Source organism: Embleya sp. NPDC056575 (genome assembly GCF_042793325.1).
Lineage (GTDB): Bacteria > Actinomycetota > Actinomycetes > Streptomycetales > Streptomycetaceae > Embleya.
Window position 1 is genome coordinate 1 of record NZ_JBHTVA010000037.1, and the last position, 19961, is coordinate 19961.

18 protein-coding genes are annotated in these 19961 nt (G+C 72.0%); 6 read left to right on the plus strand and 12 right to left on the minus strand.

Features of this window, described 5'->3' with window-relative positions; genetic code table 11:
* Positions 1-279: 279 nt before the first annotated feature.
* Positions 280-606 carry a ferredoxin gene (gene fdxA, locus ACFRCG_RS27290; RefSeq protein WP_380036186.1) on the minus strand — a complete coding sequence of 109 codons (327 nt, stop codon included), beginning with the start codon at positions 604-606 and terminating at the stop codon, positions 280-282.
* Between the two features lie 91 nt (positions 607-697).
* Here fdxA and soxR point away from each other — a divergent pair, with 91 nt between their 5' ends.
* Positions 698-1162 carry a redox-sensitive transcriptional activator SoxR gene (gene soxR / locus ACFRCG_RS27295; protein ID WP_380036188.1) on the plus strand — a complete coding sequence of 155 codons (465 nt, stop codon included), beginning with the start codon at positions 698-700 and terminating at the stop codon, positions 1160-1162.
* Positions 1163-1174: 12 nt separating this feature from the next.
* Here the strand turns inward: soxR and ACFRCG_RS27300 are convergent, their stop codons facing one another.
* Positions 1175-1534, minus strand: a complete 360-nt coding sequence (locus tag ACFRCG_RS27300) for a MerR family transcriptional regulator (protein WP_380036190.1) — start codon at positions 1532-1534, stop codon at positions 1175-1177.
* Between the two features lie 58 nt (positions 1535-1592).
* On the opposite strand from ACFRCG_RS27300, the gene ACFRCG_RS27305 reads away from it, so the two are divergent.
* The gene (locus ACFRCG_RS27305) at positions 1593-1922 is read left to right on the plus strand and encodes a putative quinol monooxygenase (protein WP_380036192.1); all 330 of its coding nucleotides are present in this window, start codon (positions 1593-1595) and stop codon (positions 1920-1922) included.
* A gap of 75 nt (positions 1923-1997) precedes the next feature.
* On the opposite strand, the gene ACFRCG_RS27310 is transcribed toward ACFRCG_RS27305, so the two are convergent.
* The gene (locus tag ACFRCG_RS27310; protein ID WP_380036194.1) at positions 1998-2195 is read right to left on the minus strand and encodes a DUF397 domain-containing protein; all 198 of its coding nucleotides are present in this window, start codon (positions 2193-2195) and stop codon (positions 1998-2000) included.
* Positions 2192-3013: a helix-turn-helix domain-containing protein gene (locus tag ACFRCG_RS27315; protein ID WP_380036196.1), complete on the minus strand. Its 822-nt coding sequence runs from the start codon at positions 3011-3013 to the stop codon at positions 2192-2194. Before ACFRCG_RS27315 ends, ACFRCG_RS27310 begins: the two co-directional genes overlap by 4 nt.
* Before the next feature lie 577 nt (positions 3014-3590).
* Here ACFRCG_RS27315 and ACFRCG_RS27320 point away from each other — a divergent pair.
* A complete protein-coding gene (locus ACFRCG_RS27320; RefSeq protein ID WP_380036198.1) occupies positions 3591-3752 on the plus strand; it encodes a hypothetical protein in 162 nt (53 codons plus the stop codon).
* A 23-nt stretch (positions 3753-3775) separates the two neighbouring features.
* Here the strand turns inward: ACFRCG_RS27320 and ACFRCG_RS27325 are convergent, their stop codons facing one another.
* The 3 genes from ACFRCG_RS27325 to ACFRCG_RS27335 form a co-directional block, all read right to left on the minus strand.
* Positions 3776-4549 (minus strand): SDR family NAD(P)-dependent oxidoreductase, encoded by a 774-nt coding sequence (locus ACFRCG_RS27325; protein WP_380036200.1) that lies wholly within the window; start codon positions 4547-4549, stop codon positions 3776-3778.
* Positions 4550-4628: 79 nt separating this feature from the next.
* Positions 4629-6134 carry a M1 family metallopeptidase gene (locus ACFRCG_RS27330; RefSeq protein ID WP_380036202.1) on the minus strand — a complete coding sequence of 502 codons (1506 nt, stop codon included), beginning with the start codon at positions 6132-6134 and terminating at the stop codon, positions 4629-4631.
* Positions 6134-10018 (minus strand): Pls/PosA family non-ribosomal peptide synthetase, encoded by a 3885-nt coding sequence (locus tag ACFRCG_RS27335; RefSeq protein ID WP_380036204.1) that lies wholly within the window; start codon positions 10016-10018, stop codon positions 6134-6136. The genes ACFRCG_RS27330 and ACFRCG_RS27335 overlap by 1 nt, the downstream gene beginning before the upstream one ends.
* Positions 10019-10535: 517 nt before the next feature.
* Here ACFRCG_RS27335 and ACFRCG_RS27340 point away from each other — a divergent pair.
* Positions 10536-11081: a hypothetical protein gene (locus ACFRCG_RS27340; RefSeq protein WP_380036206.1), complete on the plus strand. Its 546-nt coding sequence runs from the start codon at positions 10536-10538 to the stop codon at positions 11079-11081.
* 21 nt (positions 11082-11102) lie between these two features.
* On the opposite strand, the gene ACFRCG_RS27345 is transcribed toward ACFRCG_RS27340, so the two are convergent.
* A complete protein-coding gene (locus ACFRCG_RS27345; RefSeq protein ID WP_380036208.1) occupies positions 11103-11990 on the minus strand; it encodes a sigma-70 family RNA polymerase sigma factor in 888 nt (295 codons plus the stop codon).
* Between the two features lie 262 nt (positions 11991-12252).
* On the opposite strand from ACFRCG_RS27345, the gene ACFRCG_RS27350 reads away from it, so the two are divergent.
* Positions 12253-12936, plus strand: coding sequence for an FMN-dependent NADH-azoreductase (locus ACFRCG_RS27350; protein WP_380036210.1), 684 nt, complete (start codon positions 12253-12255; stop codon positions 12934-12936).
* Positions 12937-13425: 489 nt separating this feature from the next.
* Positions 13426-14064: a helix-turn-helix domain-containing protein gene (locus ACFRCG_RS27355; RefSeq protein WP_380036212.1), complete on the plus strand. Its 639-nt coding sequence runs from the start codon at positions 13426-13428 to the stop codon at positions 14062-14064.
* Between the two features lie 171 nt (positions 14065-14235).
* Here ACFRCG_RS27355 and ACFRCG_RS27360 read toward each other — a convergent pair whose 3' ends face one another.
* From ACFRCG_RS27360 to ACFRCG_RS27375, 4 genes are read right to left on the minus strand one after another with little or no spacing between them, the layout of a single operon-like run.
* Positions 14236-15543: a cation:proton antiporter gene (locus ACFRCG_RS27360; RefSeq protein WP_380036214.1), complete on the minus strand. Its 1308-nt coding sequence runs from the start codon at positions 15541-15543 to the stop codon at positions 14236-14238.
* A gap of 13 nt (positions 15544-15556) precedes the next feature.
* The gene (locus tag ACFRCG_RS27365) at positions 15557-17005 is read right to left on the minus strand and encodes a cytochrome P450 (RefSeq protein WP_380036216.1); all 1449 of its coding nucleotides are present in this window, start codon (positions 17003-17005) and stop codon (positions 15557-15559) included.
* Positions 17002-18144 (minus strand): alpha-hydroxy acid oxidase, encoded by a 1143-nt coding sequence (locus ACFRCG_RS27370; RefSeq protein ID WP_380036218.1) that lies wholly within the window; start codon positions 18142-18144, stop codon positions 17002-17004. Before ACFRCG_RS27370 ends, ACFRCG_RS27365 begins: the two co-directional genes overlap by 4 nt.
* Positions 18145-18149: 5 nt before the next feature.
* Positions 18150-19754: an NAD(P)-binding domain-containing protein gene (locus ACFRCG_RS27375; protein WP_380036220.1), complete on the minus strand. Its 1605-nt coding sequence runs from the start codon at positions 19752-19754 to the stop codon at positions 18150-18152.
* Between the last annotated feature and the right edge of the window lie 207 nt (positions 19755-19961).

Below are 19961 nucleotides of genomic sequence, written 5' to 3' on the forward strand. Positions count from 1 at the left end.
GTGCCGGGGCCGGCGACATCGGCCCCGGCACGGCGGGACCACGGGGGCAACACAGGCGAAGACCGGGGGTGACGCCAAACGGGCCCTTGAGGAGGATTGGACCGACCGGTAGCGGTCCGCCGCGAGCGGGTGGACGCGGTCGTCCAACGTTGACGCAGGGCCGCGAAGTCGGCGTGGGCCGCCTCGACGACATCGGGGTACGCCCGGGCTTTGTGATGTCCGGCCAGGGCCCGGTGGATACTCACGCATCGTTGGACACGGCCTGAGCGACCGACAGGGTCAAGCCGCGTCGCCCTGGGGTGGCAGTGCGGTCACGAGCGGGTGGTCTCGGCCTGTCGGGCCGAGCTTCGCGCTGCCGCCGGGATCGCCGAGGGTGGCGAAGAACTCGGCGTTGACTTCGTTGAAGTGCTGCCACTCCTGCGGCATGTCGTCCTCGGAGTAGATCGCTTCGACGGGGCATACCGGCTCGCACGCGCCGCAGTCGATGCACTCGTACGGCTGGATGTAGAGCATGCGCTCGCCCTCATAGATGCAGTCGATGGGGCACTCCTCGATACATGCTTTGTCGGTGACGTCCACACAGGGCAAAGCGATCACATACGTCATCGAACTGCGGTCCCTTCCAGGTCGTTCGTACCGTTGCGGCGCGGCCGAACGTATGACCTCAAGTAATGTTGAGGTCAACAGGAGGCCGCCCATGACGAGCTACCGTTCCGGCAAGGTTCGACCCCGGCCGGACGACTGGCTGACCATCGGTGAGGTGAGCGCCCGGACCGGGGCGGCCGTCTCCGCTCTGCGGTTCTACGAGGAACTCGGTCTGATCGCATCCGAGCGCGACGATCGCAACCAGCGCCGCTACCCGCGCCACATGCTTCGCCGCGTCGCGTTGATCTCGGTCGCGAAGCGGATCGGCATCCCGTTGCAGGACCTTCGGGAGGCGTTCGCCGATGTGCCGCTCGACCGGCCGCCCAGCCATCAGGAGTGGCAGCGCGCCTCGCGTGGTTGGAAGCGGCGACTGGAGGAGCGTCGGCAGACCATCGAGCGACTCGAAGCCGAACTCACCGGGTGCATCGGCTGCGGATGCCTGTCGATGAAGGCATGTGCCTTGCTGAACCCGGGCGACACGCTCGGCGGGGAGGGCGTCGGGCCCCGACGCGTGTGAGAGGCTGCCGCCCTAGACGAGGGCCCGTTCGTGGGCCTGGGTGGCGGAGATGAGGTCGGCCAGGGAGGTGCGGGTTTCCGAGAGTGCGGAGATCCGGTTGTCCAGACCTTCGAGGTGTTGTTGGAGGGTCTCCAGCGTGCATTCGGCGATCGTGCCGTCTTGGCGGATGCACGGCTGCAGGTCGCGGATGACGCGGGTCGGCAGGCCGGCGTCCAGCAGCGCGCGGATGCGTCGGACCACGGCGGGCGCGCCGTCGCCGTAGCGGCGGTGGCCGCTGTCGAGGCGGTCGGGCTCCAGGAGCCCCTGCTCCTCGTAGTAGCGCAGCAGTCGGACCGGGGTGCCGGTGATGGCGGCGAGCTCACCGATCTTCATGTGCTGCTCCTCACATCCCCTTGAATCTCACATCGATGTGAGATCTTAGCGTGGGGCCATGACGAACACAGCTCGCCCCCTGGCCCTTTACGGATTCCTGCGCCCCCGGCCGGAGTACGCGGACGAAGTCCGGCGCGTCCTCTCATCTTTGGTGGAACCCACCCGGCAGGAGCCCGGCAACCTGCAGTACCACCTCCACGAGCACGAGGACGGCCGCTTCTTCCTCTACGAGGTCTGGCGCTCCCGGGAAGACCTGGACCGACACAACGCGCTGCCGCCGCTGCGCGCCTTCCTGGACAACCTGTCGACCTACCTGGAGGAGGCCCCGGAGGTCTACTTCGACACCATGCTCAGCCCGTACGCCGAGCCGGATCCGATCCCCGCCTGAGACACACGCCGCACATGCAAGGCGCTCGACCGGAAGCCCGGTCGAGCGCCTGCGTGCCTTCACGCCGACCGCGCGTCAGACTTCACGCAACATCGACACCAGCGCCGACCAGGAGCCCGGGGCAACGACCAGGTAACCCACGCTCGGGTCCTTTGAGTCCCGAACCGGCACGACCTCGAAGCCGGGGGCAACTTCCACGCAGGCACCTCCATCCCCGTTGCTGTGGCTCGACTTGCGCCACACCGCATCGCCGAGACGGGGAACTTGGATCATGACTGCTTCTCCTTGATGACCGCCGTAATCAGGGCTGCCGATTCACCCGGCGTCAGCGCTTCGGCGCTAACCCGATCGTAGGACCGCCGACGAGCCCGCACAGTATCCGGGTCTTCGAGAAGTTGCCCGTTGACGAGCCCTTCGAGATACGCGATCTGCCCGCCATCGGGCAAGCCAAGCATGATCAGCGGAGCGCCCAGAGCGGCGTGTGCACCTCTGGCAAGCGGAGCAACCCGCAGGAGCGTTCGCGACGTATCCACGAGGGGCAACAGCGCTTCGAGTTGCGCACATAGAACGGCCGGACCGCCAACCGCCCGCCTGATGACTGTTTCGTCGAGCACGGCGGAAACGTAGGGCGGGTCGGAGCCGCGCAGCCGAGCCTGACGACTCATTCGAAGATCCACCATGGACTCGATCGTGTCGGCGGTGGCATCCGGGTTCACGGCTTCGAACAGCGCACGAGCGTACTCGGGGGTCTGCAACAGACCTGGGACTACGTACGGCGCGTACTCGGCGATCTCCTTTGCCCCATCTTCGAGTCGCATGTAATCGCGATACCGGTTCGGCCACCGCTCATCCTTGATCATGTCCCAGAGAACGGCGAACATGCCGTGGGTTCCCATGAGTTCGTCCAACTTCGCAGGCAGCTCCGGCGGGATGGGACTGCCGTTTTCGTAGCGAGACCATGTCGACGTCGAATAGCCGTACGCCGCCGCCATGTCGGCCAGCGTCAAGCCCATCCGTTCGCGCTGTGCCCTGATAGCGAGTCCGAACCGGTGCAAACGTTTTTCGCCATCGGGAGCTGCCTCGAAGCGCATGGGGTCACCCACCTTTCCCACAAAAAGTCGGGACGGGCGCTCACTCCAAAGTGGCTATGCGCCGCGCCACCATCGCAATACGCACAGTGAAGCGCGGACATCGTGAGGAGCGCAGTCGAATGCGAGACCTGGAACCGAACGAACGCAGCCCGCAGCGTGCAGCCGGCAGTGGCCGGATGTGGCTTGCGGTCTACCGCGTCGACCAGTCGGGAACCCACATGGTGAAGCCACCCGAACTGTTCACCGGCGGGCTCGCTTCGTGGCCGTTCGGCGACGTATCCATGTCCACAAACCCACCGTGCACGTGCTCGCCGGATTGCCGCTACCCGGGTTCCGGCACGCCGCCGCGCGCGACCTTGTCCCCACCTCCGGGAAGGACGTCGACCACGTGAGGAATTCTCTTGCCCGCGCGCGTTCTTGGGTGCTGCGACTCTTGGCCCCCGCGTCCCGCGACCGGCCCGGGGGCCGGGCCGTGCGAGCCCCGGGAGCGGGCGGGCCCTCCGCGCCGAAACCGGCGGACCGGCGAGGCGGGTGGCGGGAGTTCGTGCCGCCGGGGCCCGCCGGTGACGAACCACCGGTGCAGGACTCGGCGACAGTCGTTCCGCCGTACCTGATGACGCCGGGCGAACTCGCCGCGCGGCGACGACGCTACGCCGAAGGACCCGCGCAGGCCGACGCCCGCACGCGGCCCGCCCACGACTGGGCCGTGGCCGCGCGCGCGGCGGGGGTGATGGCGTGAACCCGCAGGCACGCCGCCCGCGTTCAGGCCCGCCGGTGCACCACGCGCGCCGACGTCTGGTCGCGGGCCAGCACCGTCATCGCGTCGATGTTCACGTGCGGCGGCCGGGTCGCCACCCACCCCACGCATTCCGCGATGTCCTGGGCCACCAGCGGCGTCATCCCCGCGTACACCGCCGACGCGCCCTCGGCGTCCCCGCCGAGCCGGTTCAGCGTGAACTCGGTCTCGACCATGCCCGGATCGATCTGGCACACCCGCACCGGCTGCCCGCGCAGCTCCAGTCGCAACACCCGCGTCATCGCCGTCACCGCGTGCTTGGCCGCGTTGTACCCGGCGCCGCCCTCGTACGGCTCCCGCCCCGCCACCGACCCGATCGTGATCACCTGACCGTCGCCGGAGGCGATCAGCAGTGGCAGGAACGCCTTCGTCACCCGCAACGTCCCGAGCACATTCGTCTCGTACATCGCCGTCCACGCCGCCTCGTCGGCCTCCGCCACCGACTCCGTGCCGCGCGCGAAGCCCGCGTTGTTGACCAGCACGTCACACCGCTCCACCTCGGCGGCGAACGCGGCGACCGAGTCCGGATCGGCGACGTCCAACGGCAGCGCCCGGCCCCTTCCGGCGCAGCGCGCGACCACCTCCTCCAACCGGTCCTTGCGCCGCGCGCCGAGCACCACGTCGTAGCCCAGACCCGCCAGGTGCACGGCGGTCGCGGCGCCGATCCCGCTGCTTGCGCCGGTCACCACCGCACAACCTCGGGGCGCGGAAGCAGGGTTCGCGGTCTCGTCCTGGCTCATCACGGCATTCCTCTCGTCGACGCCGGCCTCCCCGCACCGTATGCCGGATCGCCCCGCCCCCACATCGCCGGCCTCCGGTTCAGCCGGAGGATCCGCCCTGCCCCGACGTCCAGGGCCACCCCAACCGCCCCCGCCGCTGCGGCGGCGCGGCCGAATCGGCACGCCCGGCCGGCGGCGCCGAGGCGGCCTGCCCCACCGGCAACGGTGGCAGCGCCTCGCGGTCCAACCACGCCTCGAACAACGTGTCCAGCGGCCGGGAGGCGTACCGCGCGACGTGCGCGGTGAAGTCGTCGGTGCTCACCAGCCCGTGCCGGTGTGCCGTGGCCCAGTCCCGCAACATCGCGAAGAACGCCGCATCGCCCAGCGCACACCGCACCGCGTGCACGGTCAGCGCGCCCCGCCCGTAGATCCGGTCGTCGAAGATCAGCTTCGGGCGCGGCGACCCGAGCAGCAGGTCCTGCGGCCGACCGCTCAGGTCGGTGTGCTCGATCGCGGCCTGCACGGCGGCGCTGCGCCCGCCCGAGCGCTCGGACCACAACCACTCCGCGTAGCGCGCGAAGCCCTCGTTCAGCCAGATGTGCCGCCAGTCGGCCAGGCCCACGCTGTTCCCGAACCACTGGTGCGCCAACTCGTGCGCGACCAGCCGTTCGGCGCCGCGCGCCCCGTCCACGTGATTGGCCCCGAAGGTGGCCATCCCCTGCGCCTCTATCGGGATGTCCAGGTCGTCGTCGGTGACCACCACGGTGTACTCGCCGAACGGGTACGGCCCGAACAGCTCCTCGAACAGCGTCATCATCTGCGGCTGCCGGCCGAAGTCCGACCGGAACCGGGACACCAGCCGCGCCGGCACGTGCGCGACCTGCGGCACGCCCGTCCCCGGGAGCGGGACGCTCTCGTAGCGCCCGATCGAGACGGTGACCAGGTAGCTCGCGGTGGGCGCGGGCTGCTCGTAGACCCAGGTGGAGTTGCCGCCCCGGCTGCTGCGGGTGAGCAGCCGGCCGCCGACCACCACGGCGTACATCGACGGCGCGGTGACCGAGATCTGGTAGGCCGCCTTGTCGTCGACCCGGTCGTTGCACGGGTACCAGGACGGCGCGCCGATCGGCTGACCGGCCACGAGCGAGCCGTCGGTCAACTCCTCCCAGCCGACCCCTCCCCAGGGGCTGCGTACCGGCTTGGGATTGCCGACGTAGTGCACCTCGACGGTGAACGCCGCCCGAGCCCGGATCGCCGTGCCCGGCCGCACCCGCAACTTGCCCGCGCGGTGCGTGTAGCGCGCCTGGTGACCGTCCACGAGCACCCGGCCGATGCGGAACTCGGCCAGGTCGAGCACGATGTCGCCGAGCGGGCGGTCACCGGCCACCGCGCCGATCCGGGCGCTGCCGGCCAGGCGGTTGGGACCCGGGCGGTAGTCCAGGGTCAACTCGTAGCGGTGGACGCGATAGCGCGGGTCGCCGTGTGTGGCGAAGTACGCCTCGCCGGCACCCGTGCGCGGCCCCTGGTCGCTCACCGATTCGTGCTCCGTCCCCGTCGCGCCCACCGTCGCGGGACGAGCCGCGTCGCGCGACGCCGTCTCGAAACGCATTACCGTCGCCAGACCTCGATCGGATTGCCCAGCCAGCCGGTGTCCTCCGGAACGGTCTCGCCCCGCATCACCAGCGAGGCGGGGCCCAGCGTGCTGCGTGCCCCGATCGTGCTGCCGGGCAGTACGATCCCGCGCGGGCCGAGCGTGGCGCCCTCGCGAAGGATCACAGTATCCATGCGCATGATCCGGTCGTGGAAGAGATGCGTCTGGAGTACGCAGCCGCGTCCCACGCTCGCCGCGTCCTCCAGGGTGACCAGGTCGGCCTCGGGCAGCCAGTAGCTCTCGCACCACACGCCGCGCCCGATGTGCGCGCCCAGGCCGCGCAGCCACAGGTTGAGCACGGACGTCCCGGAGACCCGGCCGACCAGCCACGGCACGGCCAGCACCTCGACGAAGGTGTCGGCCAGCTCGTTGCGCCACACGAAGCCGCTCCACAGCGGGTGCTCGACGGGGCGGAAACGCCCGACCAGGAGCCACTTGGCCGCGATCGACACCACACACGCCGCCACCCCGCAGGCGAGCAGGACCAGGCCGGAGAGCAGCGCGGCCAGGACGAGCGAGTACGTGCCGAGCCAGGCCAGCACCGCGAGCGTGAGCAGCGCCAGCGCCGCCGAGCACAACACCGGGATCGCCCGGCACAGCTCGACCAGGCCGCGCGCCCAGCGCAGCCGGGCCGGCGGGTCGTAGGTCAGGCCCTGGTCGGCGACGTCGGCCGAGCGCGGCAGGCGCATCGGCGGCATGCCCAGGTACGAGCCGCCCTTCTTGGTCTTCTTCGGCGTCGCCGACAACACGCCGACCAGGCCGCGCGCGGGCACCGAGCGGCCGGGCGCGGTCATCCCGGAGTTGCCCAGGAAGGCCCGCTCGCCGATCGTCGCCGCGCCGATCCGGATCCACCCGCCGCCGAGTTCGTAGGAGGCGATGAGCGTGTCGTCGGCCAGGAACGCCCCGTCGCCGACGGTGGTCAGGCTCGGCAGCGCCAGCACGGTGGACGCCTCCACGCCCTTGCCCACCTTCATCCCCAGCGCCCGCAACCACACCGGCGTGAACAGGCTCGCGTAGATCGGGAACAACTTCTCCCGGGCCAGGTCCATCAACTGGGTGACGGTCCACGCCTGCCAGCCGATCCGGCCGTGCAGCGGGTGGTAGCCGGGACGCAGGCCCACGCTGAGCAGCCGGACCAGCAGCACGATCGACAGCGCGTACACCGCGGCGAACGCGGCCACCGCCGGAACCAGCGCGAGCAGCGCGCCGCCGAGCGCCGTACCGAGCCCGTCGCCGGGGTGCACGAACGCGCCGAGCACGGCCAGCGCGGGCAGCGCGGCCAGGACCGGGAGCAGCGTCGGCAGCAGCCCGGCCACCCCGTACAGCACCGACCAGGAGGCCCGACGCGGCGGCCGGTCGCCGAACCGGCCCCGGTCCACCTTGCCCAGCCGTACCGCCGGCACCCCGCCCCAGCGCCGGCTCGGCGGCACGTTGCCGGTGACCGCGGAGCCCGCCGCCACCTCTGCCGAGCGGCCGATCCGCGCGCCCGGGAAGAGCGTGCTGCGGGTGCCCACGATCGCGCCGGCGCCGACCTTGATCGCGCCGATCTCCAGGCGGTCGCCGTCCAGCCAGTGGCCGGACAGGTCCACCTCGGCCTCCACCGCACAGCCCCGGCCGAGCTTGAGCAGGCCGGTGACCGGCGGCAGCGTGTGCAGGTCGACGTCGCGGCCGACCTTGGCGCCGAGCGCGCGGGCGTAGCGCAGCAGCCAGGCCCCGGACAGCGAGGTCGCCCCGCTCGCGTCGGCCAGCTGCTCGGCCGCCCACAGGCGCAGGTGCACCCCGCCGCCGCGCGGATACGTCCCCGGGCGCAGCCCGCGCAGCAGCAGTCGGGCGCCGCCGGCGGAGATGGCCACCCGGCCGGGCGGGCTGAACAGCACGACCGCGCCGGCGGCGACCCACCACCAGGACGCGGTGGGCGCCCACGGGTAGTGGCCGAACCAGGCGGCGACGTTGCCGAGCGCGAGCAGCCCGACCGTCCAGCGCAGGCCGATCAGCGTGTACAGCGGGACGAGCAGGAGCAGCTGGGCCACCCGGGCCCGGGTCGGCGTGGGCGCCACCTTGCGGCTCGCGCCCGCGTCCTGGGCGGAGCGCTCCAGCCGGCGGGCGAGTTTGCGCAGCGTGGGCTGCTGGTAGATGTCCGCGACGGCGGCGGCCGGATATCGCTCGCGCAGCAGCGTGGTGAGCCGGGCGGCGGCCAGGCTGTTCCCGCCGATCGCGAAGAAGTCGTCCTGCGCGGTGTCGGGGGCGATGCCGAGCACGTCGGTCCACTGCTCGGCGAGCCAGGCTTCGGTGCCGTACAGCTGTTCGGCGGGGCCGCTGTCCTCGGTGTCGGCGAGCGGCCAGGGCAGCGCGTCGCGGTCCACCTTGCCGGAGGTGCGGGTGGGCAGGTCGGCGACCGGGGCGAGGCGGGGTACGAGGGCGGCGGGCAGTTCGGCGCGCAGCCTGGCCACCGCGTCCTCGCGGTCCCAGCCGTCGCCGGTGACCAGGTAGCCGACCAGGAGCTGGTTGCCGCCCTTGACGGTGCGGACGGCCGCGGCGGCGCCCACCACTCCGGGCAGTGCCTGAAGGGCCGCGTCGATCTCGCCCAGTTCGATGCGCCGGCCGCCGAGCTTGATCTGCTCGTCGCCGCGGCCGACGAAGACCAGGCCCTCGGCGTCGGCGCGGACCACGTCGCCGCTGCGGTAGGCGCGCGTCCACCCCATCGATTCCAGCGGGGCGTACTTCTCCGCGTCCTTGGCCGGGTCGAGGTAGCGGGCCAGGCCGACGCCGCCGATCACCAGCTCGCCGGTCTCGCCCATGGCGACGGGGCGGCCCTCGGCGTCCACCACGGCCAGCTCCCAGCCGTCGAGCGGCAGGCCGATGCGGACCGGGCCCTCGCCGGTGAGCGGCGCGCCGCAGGCGACCACGGTGGCCTCGGTCGGGCCGTACGTGTTCCACACCTCGCGGCCCTCGGCGACCACCCGCTCGACCAGCTCCGGCGGGCAGGCCTCGCCGCCGAAGATCAGCAGGCGTACATCGAGCAGCGCCTCGGTCGGCCACAGCGCGGCGAGGGTGGGCACGGTGGAGACCACGGTGATCTCCTGCTCGGCCAGCCAGGGTCCGAGGTCGGCGCCGGAGCGCACGCGCGAGCGGGGCACGGTGACCAGGCAGGCGCCGTGGCGCCAGGCCAGCCACATCTCCTCGCAGGAGGCGTCGAAGGCGACCGACAGGCCCGCCATCACCCGGTCGCCGGGGCCGATCGGCTCGTCCCGGAGGAAGAGGCCGGCCTCGGCGTCGACGAAGGCGGCGGCGTTGCGGTGGGTGACCGCGACGCCCTTGGGCTTGCCGGTGGAGCCGGAGGTGAAGATGATCCAGGCGTCGTCGGCGGGGGTGGGGCGGGCGGGCGGGCGCGGGTCACTCACGTGAGTGACGCGCAGGTCGCGTTCGGCGCCCAGTACGGCGGCCACGCCGGCCTCGCCGAATACCAGGTCGGCGCGCTCGTCGGGGTCCTCGGCGTCGACCGGGACGTAGGCGGCGCCGGCGGCGAGCACGGCGAGGATGCAGATGTACAGGTCGTTGCTGCCGGAGGGCACCCGGACGCCGACCCGGTCGCCGACCCCGATCCCGGCCTCGGCGAGCCGTCGGCGCAGGCCCTCCACCTCGGCGGCCAGCGCACGATACGTGAGCGTACGGTGGCCGTCGTCGAGGGCGGGTTCGTTGGGGTGGGCACGGACGGTGGCGTCCAGGATGTCCACGAGCGTGCGGGGGGTCGACGCGGGCCGTCCGGTGTAGACGGCGGGGGTCGACGTGGGCGCGGTACCGAACGGATCGTCGGTGGCGCGCAGCGGTAGCGCTATGGCCATGAGGTCCTCATCCCTGGTCCCCGTCAAGGCCTGCGATCGGCTCCCGGGGAGGTGTCGCGGGCCCGGCCCCTGGCCGACCGGGTCGCTTCTCGAGCGTGGCAACCCGACCGACACTAACTCCGTTCGCCCCGAAGCCACGACTCGTGATGCGATCAACTACCGCTGAAACAAAGGAATCTGACGTATCGTCAGTTATAAGTTGACGAAGCGTCAGATCTCAAATCTCTTACCTGCCAAGCCTCCTGACACCGAGTCAGCTCAGAACCCGGATTACCCTGGACTCCGACCACATGTGACCCACGCAACACCGTAACCCCGCCCCACCCACCCGGCGACCGAAGCTCCCCCGAACGACTGACCTCCGGTCGGGTGGCCCGAAGACCCGGATCGCCGCGCACCGGGACGGCGGCCACGCCCGGCGGGGCCTGGGACTTTCCCGGCAGCCGGGAGTTGTCCCCGGGAAACGTCGGGACGTCGCCACCACGGGCACCGGGGGTCGGCGTGGATCGACTGTGGGGTGCCGTCGACCCTTGCCCGCGCCCACGGGCGCCTCGCCGTACGCGCCGCCGTGCGCGGCAGGCTCGCCGATCTCGCCGGAAGCTTCCCCACACTCGCGCTCGGCGTCGCCGGTGTCACCACGACGCTCCTCGTGCTCGCGTCGTCGGCCACGGCCCACGGCCCACGGCACGGACGACGAGCACGACGCGCTGGTCACCACCAACGCCCTGGCCGGTACCGCGGTCGGAACACGGCGGCGATCTCGGCCGCCGACCAGGTCCCCGCCTGGCGGGCGTTGCGGTCGGCCGGCGCGACGCCGGCCCGGGTGCGACGCACGGCGGCCACCGAGGCGGGGCCGACCGTGGCACTGGGCGTGCTCCTGGGTCTGACGACCACCGCCCCGACCCTGCCATCCCTGTGGACCGCGCTCGCGCTGCCGGTCGACGTGGGCCCGATCGCGATGCCGTGGACCGCGATCGCCCCGGCGGCGGGATCCGCGACGGTGGCCGGTCCCGCCGTCGCCCCGACCGCCCACCGCACCGTCGCCCCGCCCCACACCCGCTGACACCGGGCCCGGGCGGCCGGCTCAGTCGCCCGGTCGCCCCGCGCCCAGCGACACCCCGGCCAGCCGCGCCGGCTCCGCGATCACCTCGATGTCGGTGATCCGCCCGTCCGCGAAGCTCAGCCGCAGTACCGCGAACAGTCGCCCACCCGGCGCGATCACGATGCCGGGCCGCCCGTCGACGAGGGCGACCGTGCCCAGCCGGGCCCGGTGGGCGAACATCCGGGTCTCCTCGGCCACCGACCGCGCGCCCCGGACCTCGCCGGCCACCCCGGTCGGCACCGCGAACCGGTCGACGCGGCGCACCACGTCCGGCGCGAGCAGTTCGACCAGCGTGTCCAGATCGCCGCCGCGCGAGGCGGCCAGGAACGCGTCCACGACGGTGTAGTGCCGGGCCAGGTCGGCCTCGTCGAGCGCGGCCCGCCCGCGTACCCGCTCGCGCGCCCGGCTGGCCAGCTTCTTGCTCGCCACCGGCGTACGTCCCACCACCGGCGCGATCTCGGCGAACGGCACGGCGAACATGTCGTGCAGGACGAAGGCGACCCGCTCGGCGGGGGTCAGCCGGCCGAGTACGACCAGCATGGCCAGGCCGACGGACTCGGCCAGCACCGCCTCGTGTTCGGGTTCGGGGCCGCCCGGCCGCTCCAGGACCGCCTCCGGCACCGCCGTCAGCGGTTCCTCGCCCCGGGTCCGACGGATCCGCAACATGTCGAGACACACCCGCGCGGTGACCGTGGTCAGCCACCCGCCCAGGTTCTCGACGCCGTCGATCCCCGCCCGGTCGACCCGCAACCAGGCCGCCTGCACGGCGTCGTCGGCGTCGTCCAGCGAGCCGAGCATGCGATAGGCGACCGTGCGCAGGTGCTCACGATGCGCCTCGAAGCGCTCGGCCAGGGCCTCGGTTCCGTTCATGGTCACCTTTCCGATCAGGCATCAGTCAGAGGGGAGAAGAGCCGCTACCGAGCACGATGCCGATCGATGGAGGAGACGACAGCCGACTTTACCGCCGACCCGTCGGCCCCTCGCGGCACCCGTGCCGCGCGCGGCACGGCGAGGCCCGAGCCCGAAAATTCGAGATCCCGCCCCACGCCGGGCCGCCCCGGCGCGCCCCCGCACGCCCCGACCCCGGCCCGACGTCACACCGACACCCCACCCCGACACCCCAGGAGCCCCCGTGAAGTTCTTCCGTCTCGATGCCGCCATCCGCGTCGAAGGCTCGATCAGCCGATCCCTCGCCGACCTCGCCGAGGCCGCGTGGGCCCGGGCGTTTCCGGACGCCGAGTTCGTCCGGCGCGACCTGGGTCGTCATCCCCTGCCCCCGGTCTGGCCGATCGCCGAGGCGAGCCGGACGACGCCGGAACACGCCCGTACCCGGGAACAACGCGCGGCGACCGCGCTCGGCACGGAACTGGCCGACGAGTTCCTGTCCGCCGACGCCTTCCTCCTCGCCGTGCCGATGTACAACTTCGGCGTCCCCCAGCAGGTCAAGACCTGGATCGACCTGATCATCACCGACCACCGCGCCGCCGACGTCAGCCGCCCGATCGTGCCCGGCCGCCCGGCCCTGCTCGTCCAGGCCCGGGGCGGCGGCTACGCTCCCGGCACCCCGCGCGCCGGCTGGGACCACGCCACGCCGTACCTGAACCGCATCCTCGGCGACGTCTGGGGGCTGGACGTGGTCGCCGCCACGGCCGAACTCACCGCCGCCGACGTCAATCCCGCCCTGGCGGAGCTGCGTCCGCTCGCCCACCGGTGCCTCGTCGACGCCCGAGCGGACACGATCCGCCACGCCCGCGACATCGCCGACCGGCTGCGCGCCACCCCCAACTCCCCCACACCCGAGCCGGTCACGGCCTGACCGCCCCGTCGCCGAGGGGGCGGGACGGCACCGCCACCGCCTCCTCGGCGCACTCGACGGGCCGTCATGCGGCCACTCCGGCCGGGATTTTCGTGTCCGCGAACATATTGGGTACAGATCGAGTACAGCCCCGATACACGCCCGCATCGGTCATCCGGCCCGTGGGGCACCGGCAACAATCGGCCATCGCGGCCGGATTCGCCGTTATGTGCGAGCCGGAATGCCCGCGATCGGTGCTGGATATGCTCAGTGGCGACCCGATCCCCTTCCCGAGCACCACGTTTTCCCACGTCGAGGTTCGGCACGTCGCGTGCGGAGATCACCCCTCCGATCTCCGCCGGCCACGCCACGGGAGGCCGGCGCGACGTACCCGGCCCGGTTCGACGACGGCTCGACGGGACAGGGCGTCAAGCGCACCGGAGGCACCACCTTCACCCCAAGGAGGAACCACCAGATGTCGCACTTACCCCGTCGTGAAGGAACCGCGAGATGACGGCCGCGCCGCGACCCGAGGACCCGACGGGCACCGAACTCCCGGCACCCCGGCCGATCGGCTCGTGCCACCGGGAGTTGGGGCTGACCCTGTACCGCCTGCGTCTGGAGCGCGGGCTATCCCTCCGGGCCCTCGCCCGATGTCTCGGATACAGCTCGCACAGTGCGTTCGCCGACTTCGAGAAGGCCCGACGCATGCCCGGCGAGCCGCTCCTGATCGCCTACGAGCGCCTGTTCGAGCTTCCGCGGGGACTCCTGCTCGACCTACACGCACGGGCGTTGGCCGAACGCGCGGCCCGGTTGACCGCGATCCGGGAAAGCACCGTCCTGGGCGGCACGGAAACCCTCGGCACACCCACACTCGACACCTCGGCCCGCTCCCCGGCGCCCCCCGCCACACCACCCGGTCCCCCGAGCACCGATCCGACCGGCAAGCCCGACCGGGAGGTTACGCGCGTCTACCGGAGCAAACGAGCCGAACCCCCGGCCCGGCTCGACCGGAAGAGCCGCCTGACCGGATTCGCCCGCAGACCCGGAGCCACCGGCGGCCTCGCCGGCCTGGGCGCGGCCGTCGCACACTTCCTCGGCCGCCGCACCGACGCCGGATCCCGCACCCGAAGCATCGCGAAACGCTGAGCCGCCACCGTCACCGCACGCACCCGTCGCAAGGGTCACCGCCCTCCGCCCCGGCGAGGCCGTCCCCGGGCGACGACACAGACGCCATCGACACACCACCCGCACAGGGCACGGCCCGGCACTCCCGCCGGGCCGCGCCCCAGCCTCGAACTCCCATGCCCGCGCCCGGAATTACCCGAAACCCGAGCCGCGCGCACCGGTCGCTCGACCGGCCGGCACCGCCTCCTCCTCCGGGCTCGCCGGCACACGCGACCGCGCGCCCGCCTCGCGCCGATCGAACAGGCTCAACAGCGGAACCGTCATGATCGTGGTGATCAGGGCGACCAGGACCAGCGCCGCGAACAGTTCGTCACCGACGATGCCCGCCGCAAGGCCGATGTTGAGCGCGATCAGCTGCATCAGCCCTCGGGCGTTCATCAGTACGCCGACCCGGACGGCCACCGGCCGGGGCTCCCCGCGCAGCCGTGCGGCGGCCCAGCAGCCACCGAACTTGCCGACCACCGCGACGATCACCGCCGTCGCCCCGAACACCATCACCGACGGGTCGGCGAACACGTCGAATCGGGTGTTCAGTCCGGAGTAGGTGAAGAACATCGGCACGAACACCACCTGGGTCACGGACTGGGTGGACAGCACCAGCCGCTCCGAGTTCTCTCCGCGCGGCATGGCCATCCCGACGCAGAACGCGCCGAACACCGCGTAGAGGTCGATCTTGTCGGTGAACCAGGCGGCGCAGAACAGCACCACGACGACGAGCAGGAGCCGAGTGTCGTCGCCGAGCCCCGGACGCTCCACGATCCAGCGAAGCAGCAGGCGCCCCAGCAGGAACAGCACCACGACGAACAGCAGGGAGCCGCCGATCGTCTTGACGACCGGTCGCACCTCGCCGGACGCCCCGCCCAGCACCCCCGCCAGCATGATCCAGGCGAGGGCGTCGTCGGTGGCGCCGGAGGCCAGCGCGAGGGAGCCGAACCTGGTTCCGGACAGGCCGCGTTCGGTGATGATCCGGGCCAGCATCGGAAACGCGGTGATGGCCAGGGCGACGCCGACGAAGGCCGCCGTGACCCAGACCGACACCCCGTCGACGAAGATCCCCACGTGCCCGTACGCCGCCAGGGTCAACCCCATGCCCAGGACCAGCGGGATCACCACCCCGGCGGCGGAGACCGCGACCGCGGTGCCGGCCAGTCCGCGTCCGGCGTGCGCCCGGAACTCGTACCCGGTGGCGAACATCAGCGCCACCAGGCCGATTTGACCGGCCACGTACAACACCGGCTTCAGCTCGGGCGGGAACACCTCGGCGGAGGCGCCGGGGGCGATGAGCCCGAACAGGGAGGGGCCGAGCAGCACCCCGGCGATCATCTCGCCGACCACGGGCGGCTGCCCGAAGCGGCCCACCACGAAGACGACCAGCCGACACGTCAGCAGGATCACCACGACGGCCAGGAAGAACACGGGCGCGAGTTCCGACGGAGTCATCGCCTCGCCCCTCTCATCGGCCGGCCGGAACGGAGGGCGCGGGACCGGCGGACGCGGGACCGGCGGACGCGGCGCCGAAGTAGGCGCGGCACAACCCCCGTCGGCGGGCGTCGTGGACCATGTAGGCGCCGAGCACGAGCTGGGTGAGGCTGCGCGGGACGGCGGCCCATCGGTCCGTGAGGCGCATCACCGCGAGCCGGACCCGGGGCCGGCGCGGGTTCGCGGCGGCCGGATCGGTACGCGGGATGAGCAGGCAGGGTCCCCGGTTGGGCAGGGAACGGGTGTGCTGCGCCGAGGAGTCGAGCCGAAAGCGGCGCAGCGTCTCCTCGGCCGCGACCCGCAGGGTGAGCAGGGCGAAGCCGCGGGCCGGGCACGGGCGGTTGGCGGTGACGCCGAACGGGATGTATTCGGTGGGCCGCGTGTCCGGATACAACCACCGATCGGGGTCGAAGGCGAGGCCCTGGGAGCCCTGATACTCGGGGTAGTTGAACAGCAGTACCGAGCCGGTCGGGATGGGCTCGCGTCCCTCCCGGGGGATCTCTCCCGAGGTGATCCGGTGCGCCACGCCGAAGAGTGGGAAGTGCAGCAGCGTCTCGTCGATGATCCGGTCCAGCCGGTCCGGATCCGAGCCGGGCGCCTGGAGGCGGGTCTGCACGTCGCGGTGTGTGGCCAGGGCCAGCAGCAGGTGGGCCGACGCCTCGGACATCTGCACCACGGCGGTGTTGAAGAACGTGCCCTGGAGGTAGTACGCCTGCTCCCGCCGGTCCAGCGACTCCGGCAGCGGCCCGGGCGGCGGGTCGTCGGCGAGCCGGGTCCGCAGGTGGTCGGTGAGCCGGGCCCGCCGGTCCATGTGCCGAAGGCCCAGGCACTTGATCGAGTCGACCACGTCGTTCGCGTGGTCGGTGATCAGGTTTCGGACGTGGCGCGGGCAGGGCTCGCGGAAGACCACCTCGTAGTAGACCTCGGCCCAGACGGGCATCATCAGGTCGCGCAGGCGCACGTGCAAAGTCCTCGCGGCGCGCTCGTGTTCGCGCCTACCGTCGGGCGTGGGTTCGCCGGCGGTCAGTTCGTCCAGGACATCGCGCGTGCAGCGGCCGACCAGTTCGGTCCACTGCTCCCGGGAGACGCCCGCCAGGATCCGGCGGGTGGTCCTGGCCACGTCGTCGTAGCGGGGCCCGGGTTCCAGGTGTTCCTGGTGTACTTCCGGGCCCGGGGCCAGCCAGTACCAGAACAGGTCGGACAGGGCGGCGCCGCGGCTGCGGCCGTCCGCCGCCGGATGCCCGTACACCCGCTTGAACTCCTCGGCGGGCACCTCGGGTCCGGGCGCGGGCACACCGTCCGCACCGCCCGCCCGGGCGAAGACGCGGACGCGCAGCGCGACCACGATCCTCGGCAGCCAGTAGGGCAGCATCGCCACCGGGAGCGCGACCGCGCCGACGATCGACCAGCCGACGGCGCTCATGCGACCACCCCGCCGAATCGGGTGTCCGCCCCCGGCGTCACGGTGGGGCCTGGCGCGGATCCCCACCCCGGCACCCGGACCAGGTCGGGCGTCAGATCGGCGAGTCCGGCGGCGCCGCACAGGGCCAGCGCGTCGTCGAGTTCGTCCCGCAGCAGGTGCAGCAGCCGTCGTACGCCCTTCTCGCCGCCCTCGGCCAGCGCCCACATCACCGGTCGGCCGATACCCACGGCGATCGCGCCGAGCGCCAGCGCCTTGACCACGTCGGTGCCCCTGCGGATCCCGCCGTCCAGCACGATCGGGATGCGTCCCGCCACCGCGCCGACCAGCTCGGGCAGCAGCTCCAATGTCGGTGGCACGGTGTCGAGTTGGCGCCCGCCGTGGTTGGACAGCAGCAGACCGTCGACACCGTGCCGAACCGCGAGCCGCGCGTCCTCGGGATGCAGCACGCCCTTGAGCAGGACCGGCAGATCGGTGAACCGCTTTAATCGATCCACGTGTTCCCAGGACAACTCCGGGGACATCGCGATCTGCCGTACGTGCCCGCGCTCGCCCTCCCGCAGATCCACCAGGTTCTCGCAGCGCATCCCCGGCGGCAGGTCGTGGAAGCCGTTGCGCCGGTTGCGCTCGCCCGCCCCGAGCACCGGGGAGTCGACGGTGACCACGAGGGCGGTACAGCCGGCCCCCTCGGCCCGCCGCACCAGCGCCTCGGTGATCCCCGGGTCGGGTTGGAGGTAGAGCTGGAACCACAGCGGCGGTGCCTGGCCGGGCTCGGCGGCGGCGCGGGCCGCGTCGGCGACCTCGCCCACCGCCACCGTGGACGCCATGGAGACGATCATGATCGCCCCGGCGGCGGCCGCGGCCCGGGCGGTGGCCGCCTCTCCCTCCGGATCGACCAGCTTGTGGAAGGCGGTCGGCGAGAGCAGGATCGGCAGGCGTGCACGGCCGCCGAACAGGCTTACGCACAGGTCCCTTTCGTCACTGCCCCGCAGCACCCGGGGCAGCAGTCGCAGCCGGGTGAAGGCCGCCTCGTTGGCCCGTACGGTGATCTCGTCGCGCGCTCCACCCGCGATGAAGTCGGCGTATACGGGATCCAGTCGGGCGCGTGCGGCTTCCTCGAAGTCGTACACGGTGAACCGCACCCCGCTCACCGCCCGGCCGGGCTCGGCCGCCGGTCCAGTTCGCGGGCGAGGAAGGCCACGAGTGGGGCGTGGTGGACCTGCGGGTGGTCCCACTCGTTCTCCAGGTTCTCCGTCATGTTGTGCGTGGCCGACAACTCACCGTCCCGGAAGTGCCGGATCACCGGATGCAGATAGGCGGCGTCGATGGAACCGTCCACCGAGTTCTGCGCGGTGCGGCGCACGGTGATGTCGAACGGGTCGACCTTGTCGTGGTCGGGCCCGTACTCGAGGGTGATGGTGAAGTAGTCGCCGCCGTCCGGCGATCGGCTCTCGTGCGCGTAGTCGACCGGCACCTCCTCGCGGTAGTGCGCACGCCCGTCGTGGTCGACCACGATCAGGTCGCCGATCACGCCGAACTGCTGCCACAGCGCCGAGCTGCGATTGACCCGGGCCACCACGGCATCGGCGAGCGCCGCGGGCGTGGCCGGCAACGTGCGGTGCGGCCAGGGTCGTTGGTGGTACCGCTCGTCGAGGATGTGGCTCAGCGCGCGCACGGCGTAGCGGAAGCCGTGGATGAAGCCTCCGGTGGACTTCTTGAAGTCGCGCTGCTGCATCAGGGTGCCGGCGAAGTACACGCCGGGTACGTTCACCGACTCGTAGGCCGGGGACAGGGCGGCGAACCGGTCGTCGATGGCGAGTTCGGGGCGGCAGTCCGGGGCGAAGATCGAGGCGTCGAAGCGGAAGCCCGTACAGACGATGACCCGGTCGTAGTGGAGTTCCTTGACCACCTCGTCGGCGCGCGAGAACGCGAACCGCACCCGGTAGCGCCCCGCGTCGCCGCCCTTGTCCACGGACAACACGCGGCCGTCCAACACGGCGTTGCGCAGCTTGAGTTGGTAGGTGTCGAGGAAGTTGGCGTTGATCGCGCGCAGGTGTCCGACGAAGTGGGTGTTCCAGGCGAGCCGGATGGAGTGCGGTCCGGCCACGTGGATCACCGCCGCGGTCTCCAGGAGGTTGTCCGCGGTCTCCAGCGCGGAGTTGCCCTTGCCGAGAATCAGGACCCGCCGGTCGACGAAGTCCTCCGGGTCCACGGACACCGTCGAGTAGTCGTCGGCGGTCTCGATGCCCGGAATATCAGGGGTGTTGGGCCGGGTCAGTCCGGTGGCCACGATCAGCCGTCGGGCGTGGTGTCGCGTCCCCCGCTGGTCGGTCACGGTGAATCCGCCGTCGGCACGGCGCCCGATCCGCTCGACCCGGGTGTCGTAGGCGATGTCCAGCTCGAACGCGGCGGCGAAGTCGGCCAGATAGCGCACGAGGTCGTCGGCGTGTGGGAAGTAGCGCTTGCTGTACCGGGTGAACAACAGCTCGGGATCCGGGGACAGGAGCGAGTTCCAGTCCATCCGCATGTTGAGTTCGGGATCGTCGGTGCCGTTGTACACCTTGTTGACGGAGATCAGTTTGCGGTGCCGCGGGAAGGTGCGGAAGAAGGTGCCCGGAGTGCGGCCACTCTCCAGGACCCGGTAGCCGTGCCCGGCGGCCCGGAGTAACTGCGCGATCTGGAGCCCGGCGGGGCCGGCGCCGATCACCAGGTAGTCGAGGATGCCGGGGGGCGTGGCGGAGACGTAGGTCATCGAACTCTCCTTGCGCTCCGGGCGAGGACGGGCCCGGAGACCGGTGGGGACGGATGGGGACGAAGTTGCGGGAAGTGCGCGGGGGCGTGCGGGCGCGGCGAGGTACAGGGACCGCGCGGGCGCGGGTGCGGGTGCGGGTGCGGGTGCCGACGGGGCGGGGCGGCGCTGAACGGTCCGGCCGCGGCCGAGAATCGCGGCGTGGCGTCT

Coding starts and splice junctions, on each gene's coding strand:
- fdxA (WP_380036186.1), bottom strand. CDS start 606: ATGACGTATGTGATCGCTTTGCCCTGTGTGGACGTCACCGACAAAGCA.
- soxR (WP_380036188.1), top strand. CDS start 698: ATGACGAGCTACCGTTCCGGCAAGGTTCGACCCCGGCCGGACGACTGG.
- ACFRCG_RS27300 (WP_380036190.1), bottom strand. CDS start 1,534: ATGAAGATCGGTGAGCTCGCCGCCATCACCGGCACCCCGGTCCGACTG.
- ACFRCG_RS27305 (WP_380036192.1), top strand. CDS start 1,593: ATGACGAACACAGCTCGCCCCCTGGCCCTTTACGGATTCCTGCGCCCC.
- ACFRCG_RS27310 (WP_380036194.1), bottom strand. CDS start 2,195: ATGATCCAAGTTCCCCGTCTCGGCGATGCGGTGTGGCGCAAGTCGAGC.
- ACFRCG_RS27315 (WP_380036196.1), bottom strand. CDS start 3,013: ATGCGCTTCGAGGCAGCTCCCGATGGCGAAAAACGTTTGCACCGGTTC.
- ACFRCG_RS27325 (WP_380036200.1), bottom strand. CDS start 4,549: ATGAGCCAGGACGAGACCGCGAACCCTGCTTCCGCGCCCCGAGGTTGT.
- ACFRCG_RS27330 (WP_380036202.1), bottom strand. CDS start 6,134: ATGCGTTTCGAGACGGCGTCGCGCGACGCGGCTCGTCCCGCGACGGTG.
- ACFRCG_RS27335 (WP_380036204.1), bottom strand. CDS start 10,018: ATGGCCATAGCGCTACCGCTGCGCGCCACCGACGATCCGTTCGGTACC.
- ACFRCG_RS27345 (WP_380036208.1), bottom strand. CDS start 11,990: ATGAACGGAACCGAGGCCCTGGCCGAGCGCTTCGAGGCGCATCGTGAG.
- ACFRCG_RS27355 (WP_380036212.1), top strand. CDS start 13,426: ATGACGGCCGCGCCGCGACCCGAGGACCCGACGGGCACCGAACTCCCG.
- ACFRCG_RS27360 (WP_380036214.1), bottom strand. CDS start 15,543: ATGACTCCGTCGGAACTCGCGCCCGTGTTCTTCCTGGCCGTCGTGGTG.
- ACFRCG_RS27365 (WP_380036216.1), bottom strand. CDS start 17,005: ATGAGCGCCGTCGGCTGGTCGATCGTCGGCGCGGTCGCGCTCCCGGTG.
- ACFRCG_RS27375 (WP_380036220.1), bottom strand. CDS start 19,754: ATGACCTACGTCTCCGCCACGCCCCCCGGCATCCTCGACTACCTGGTG.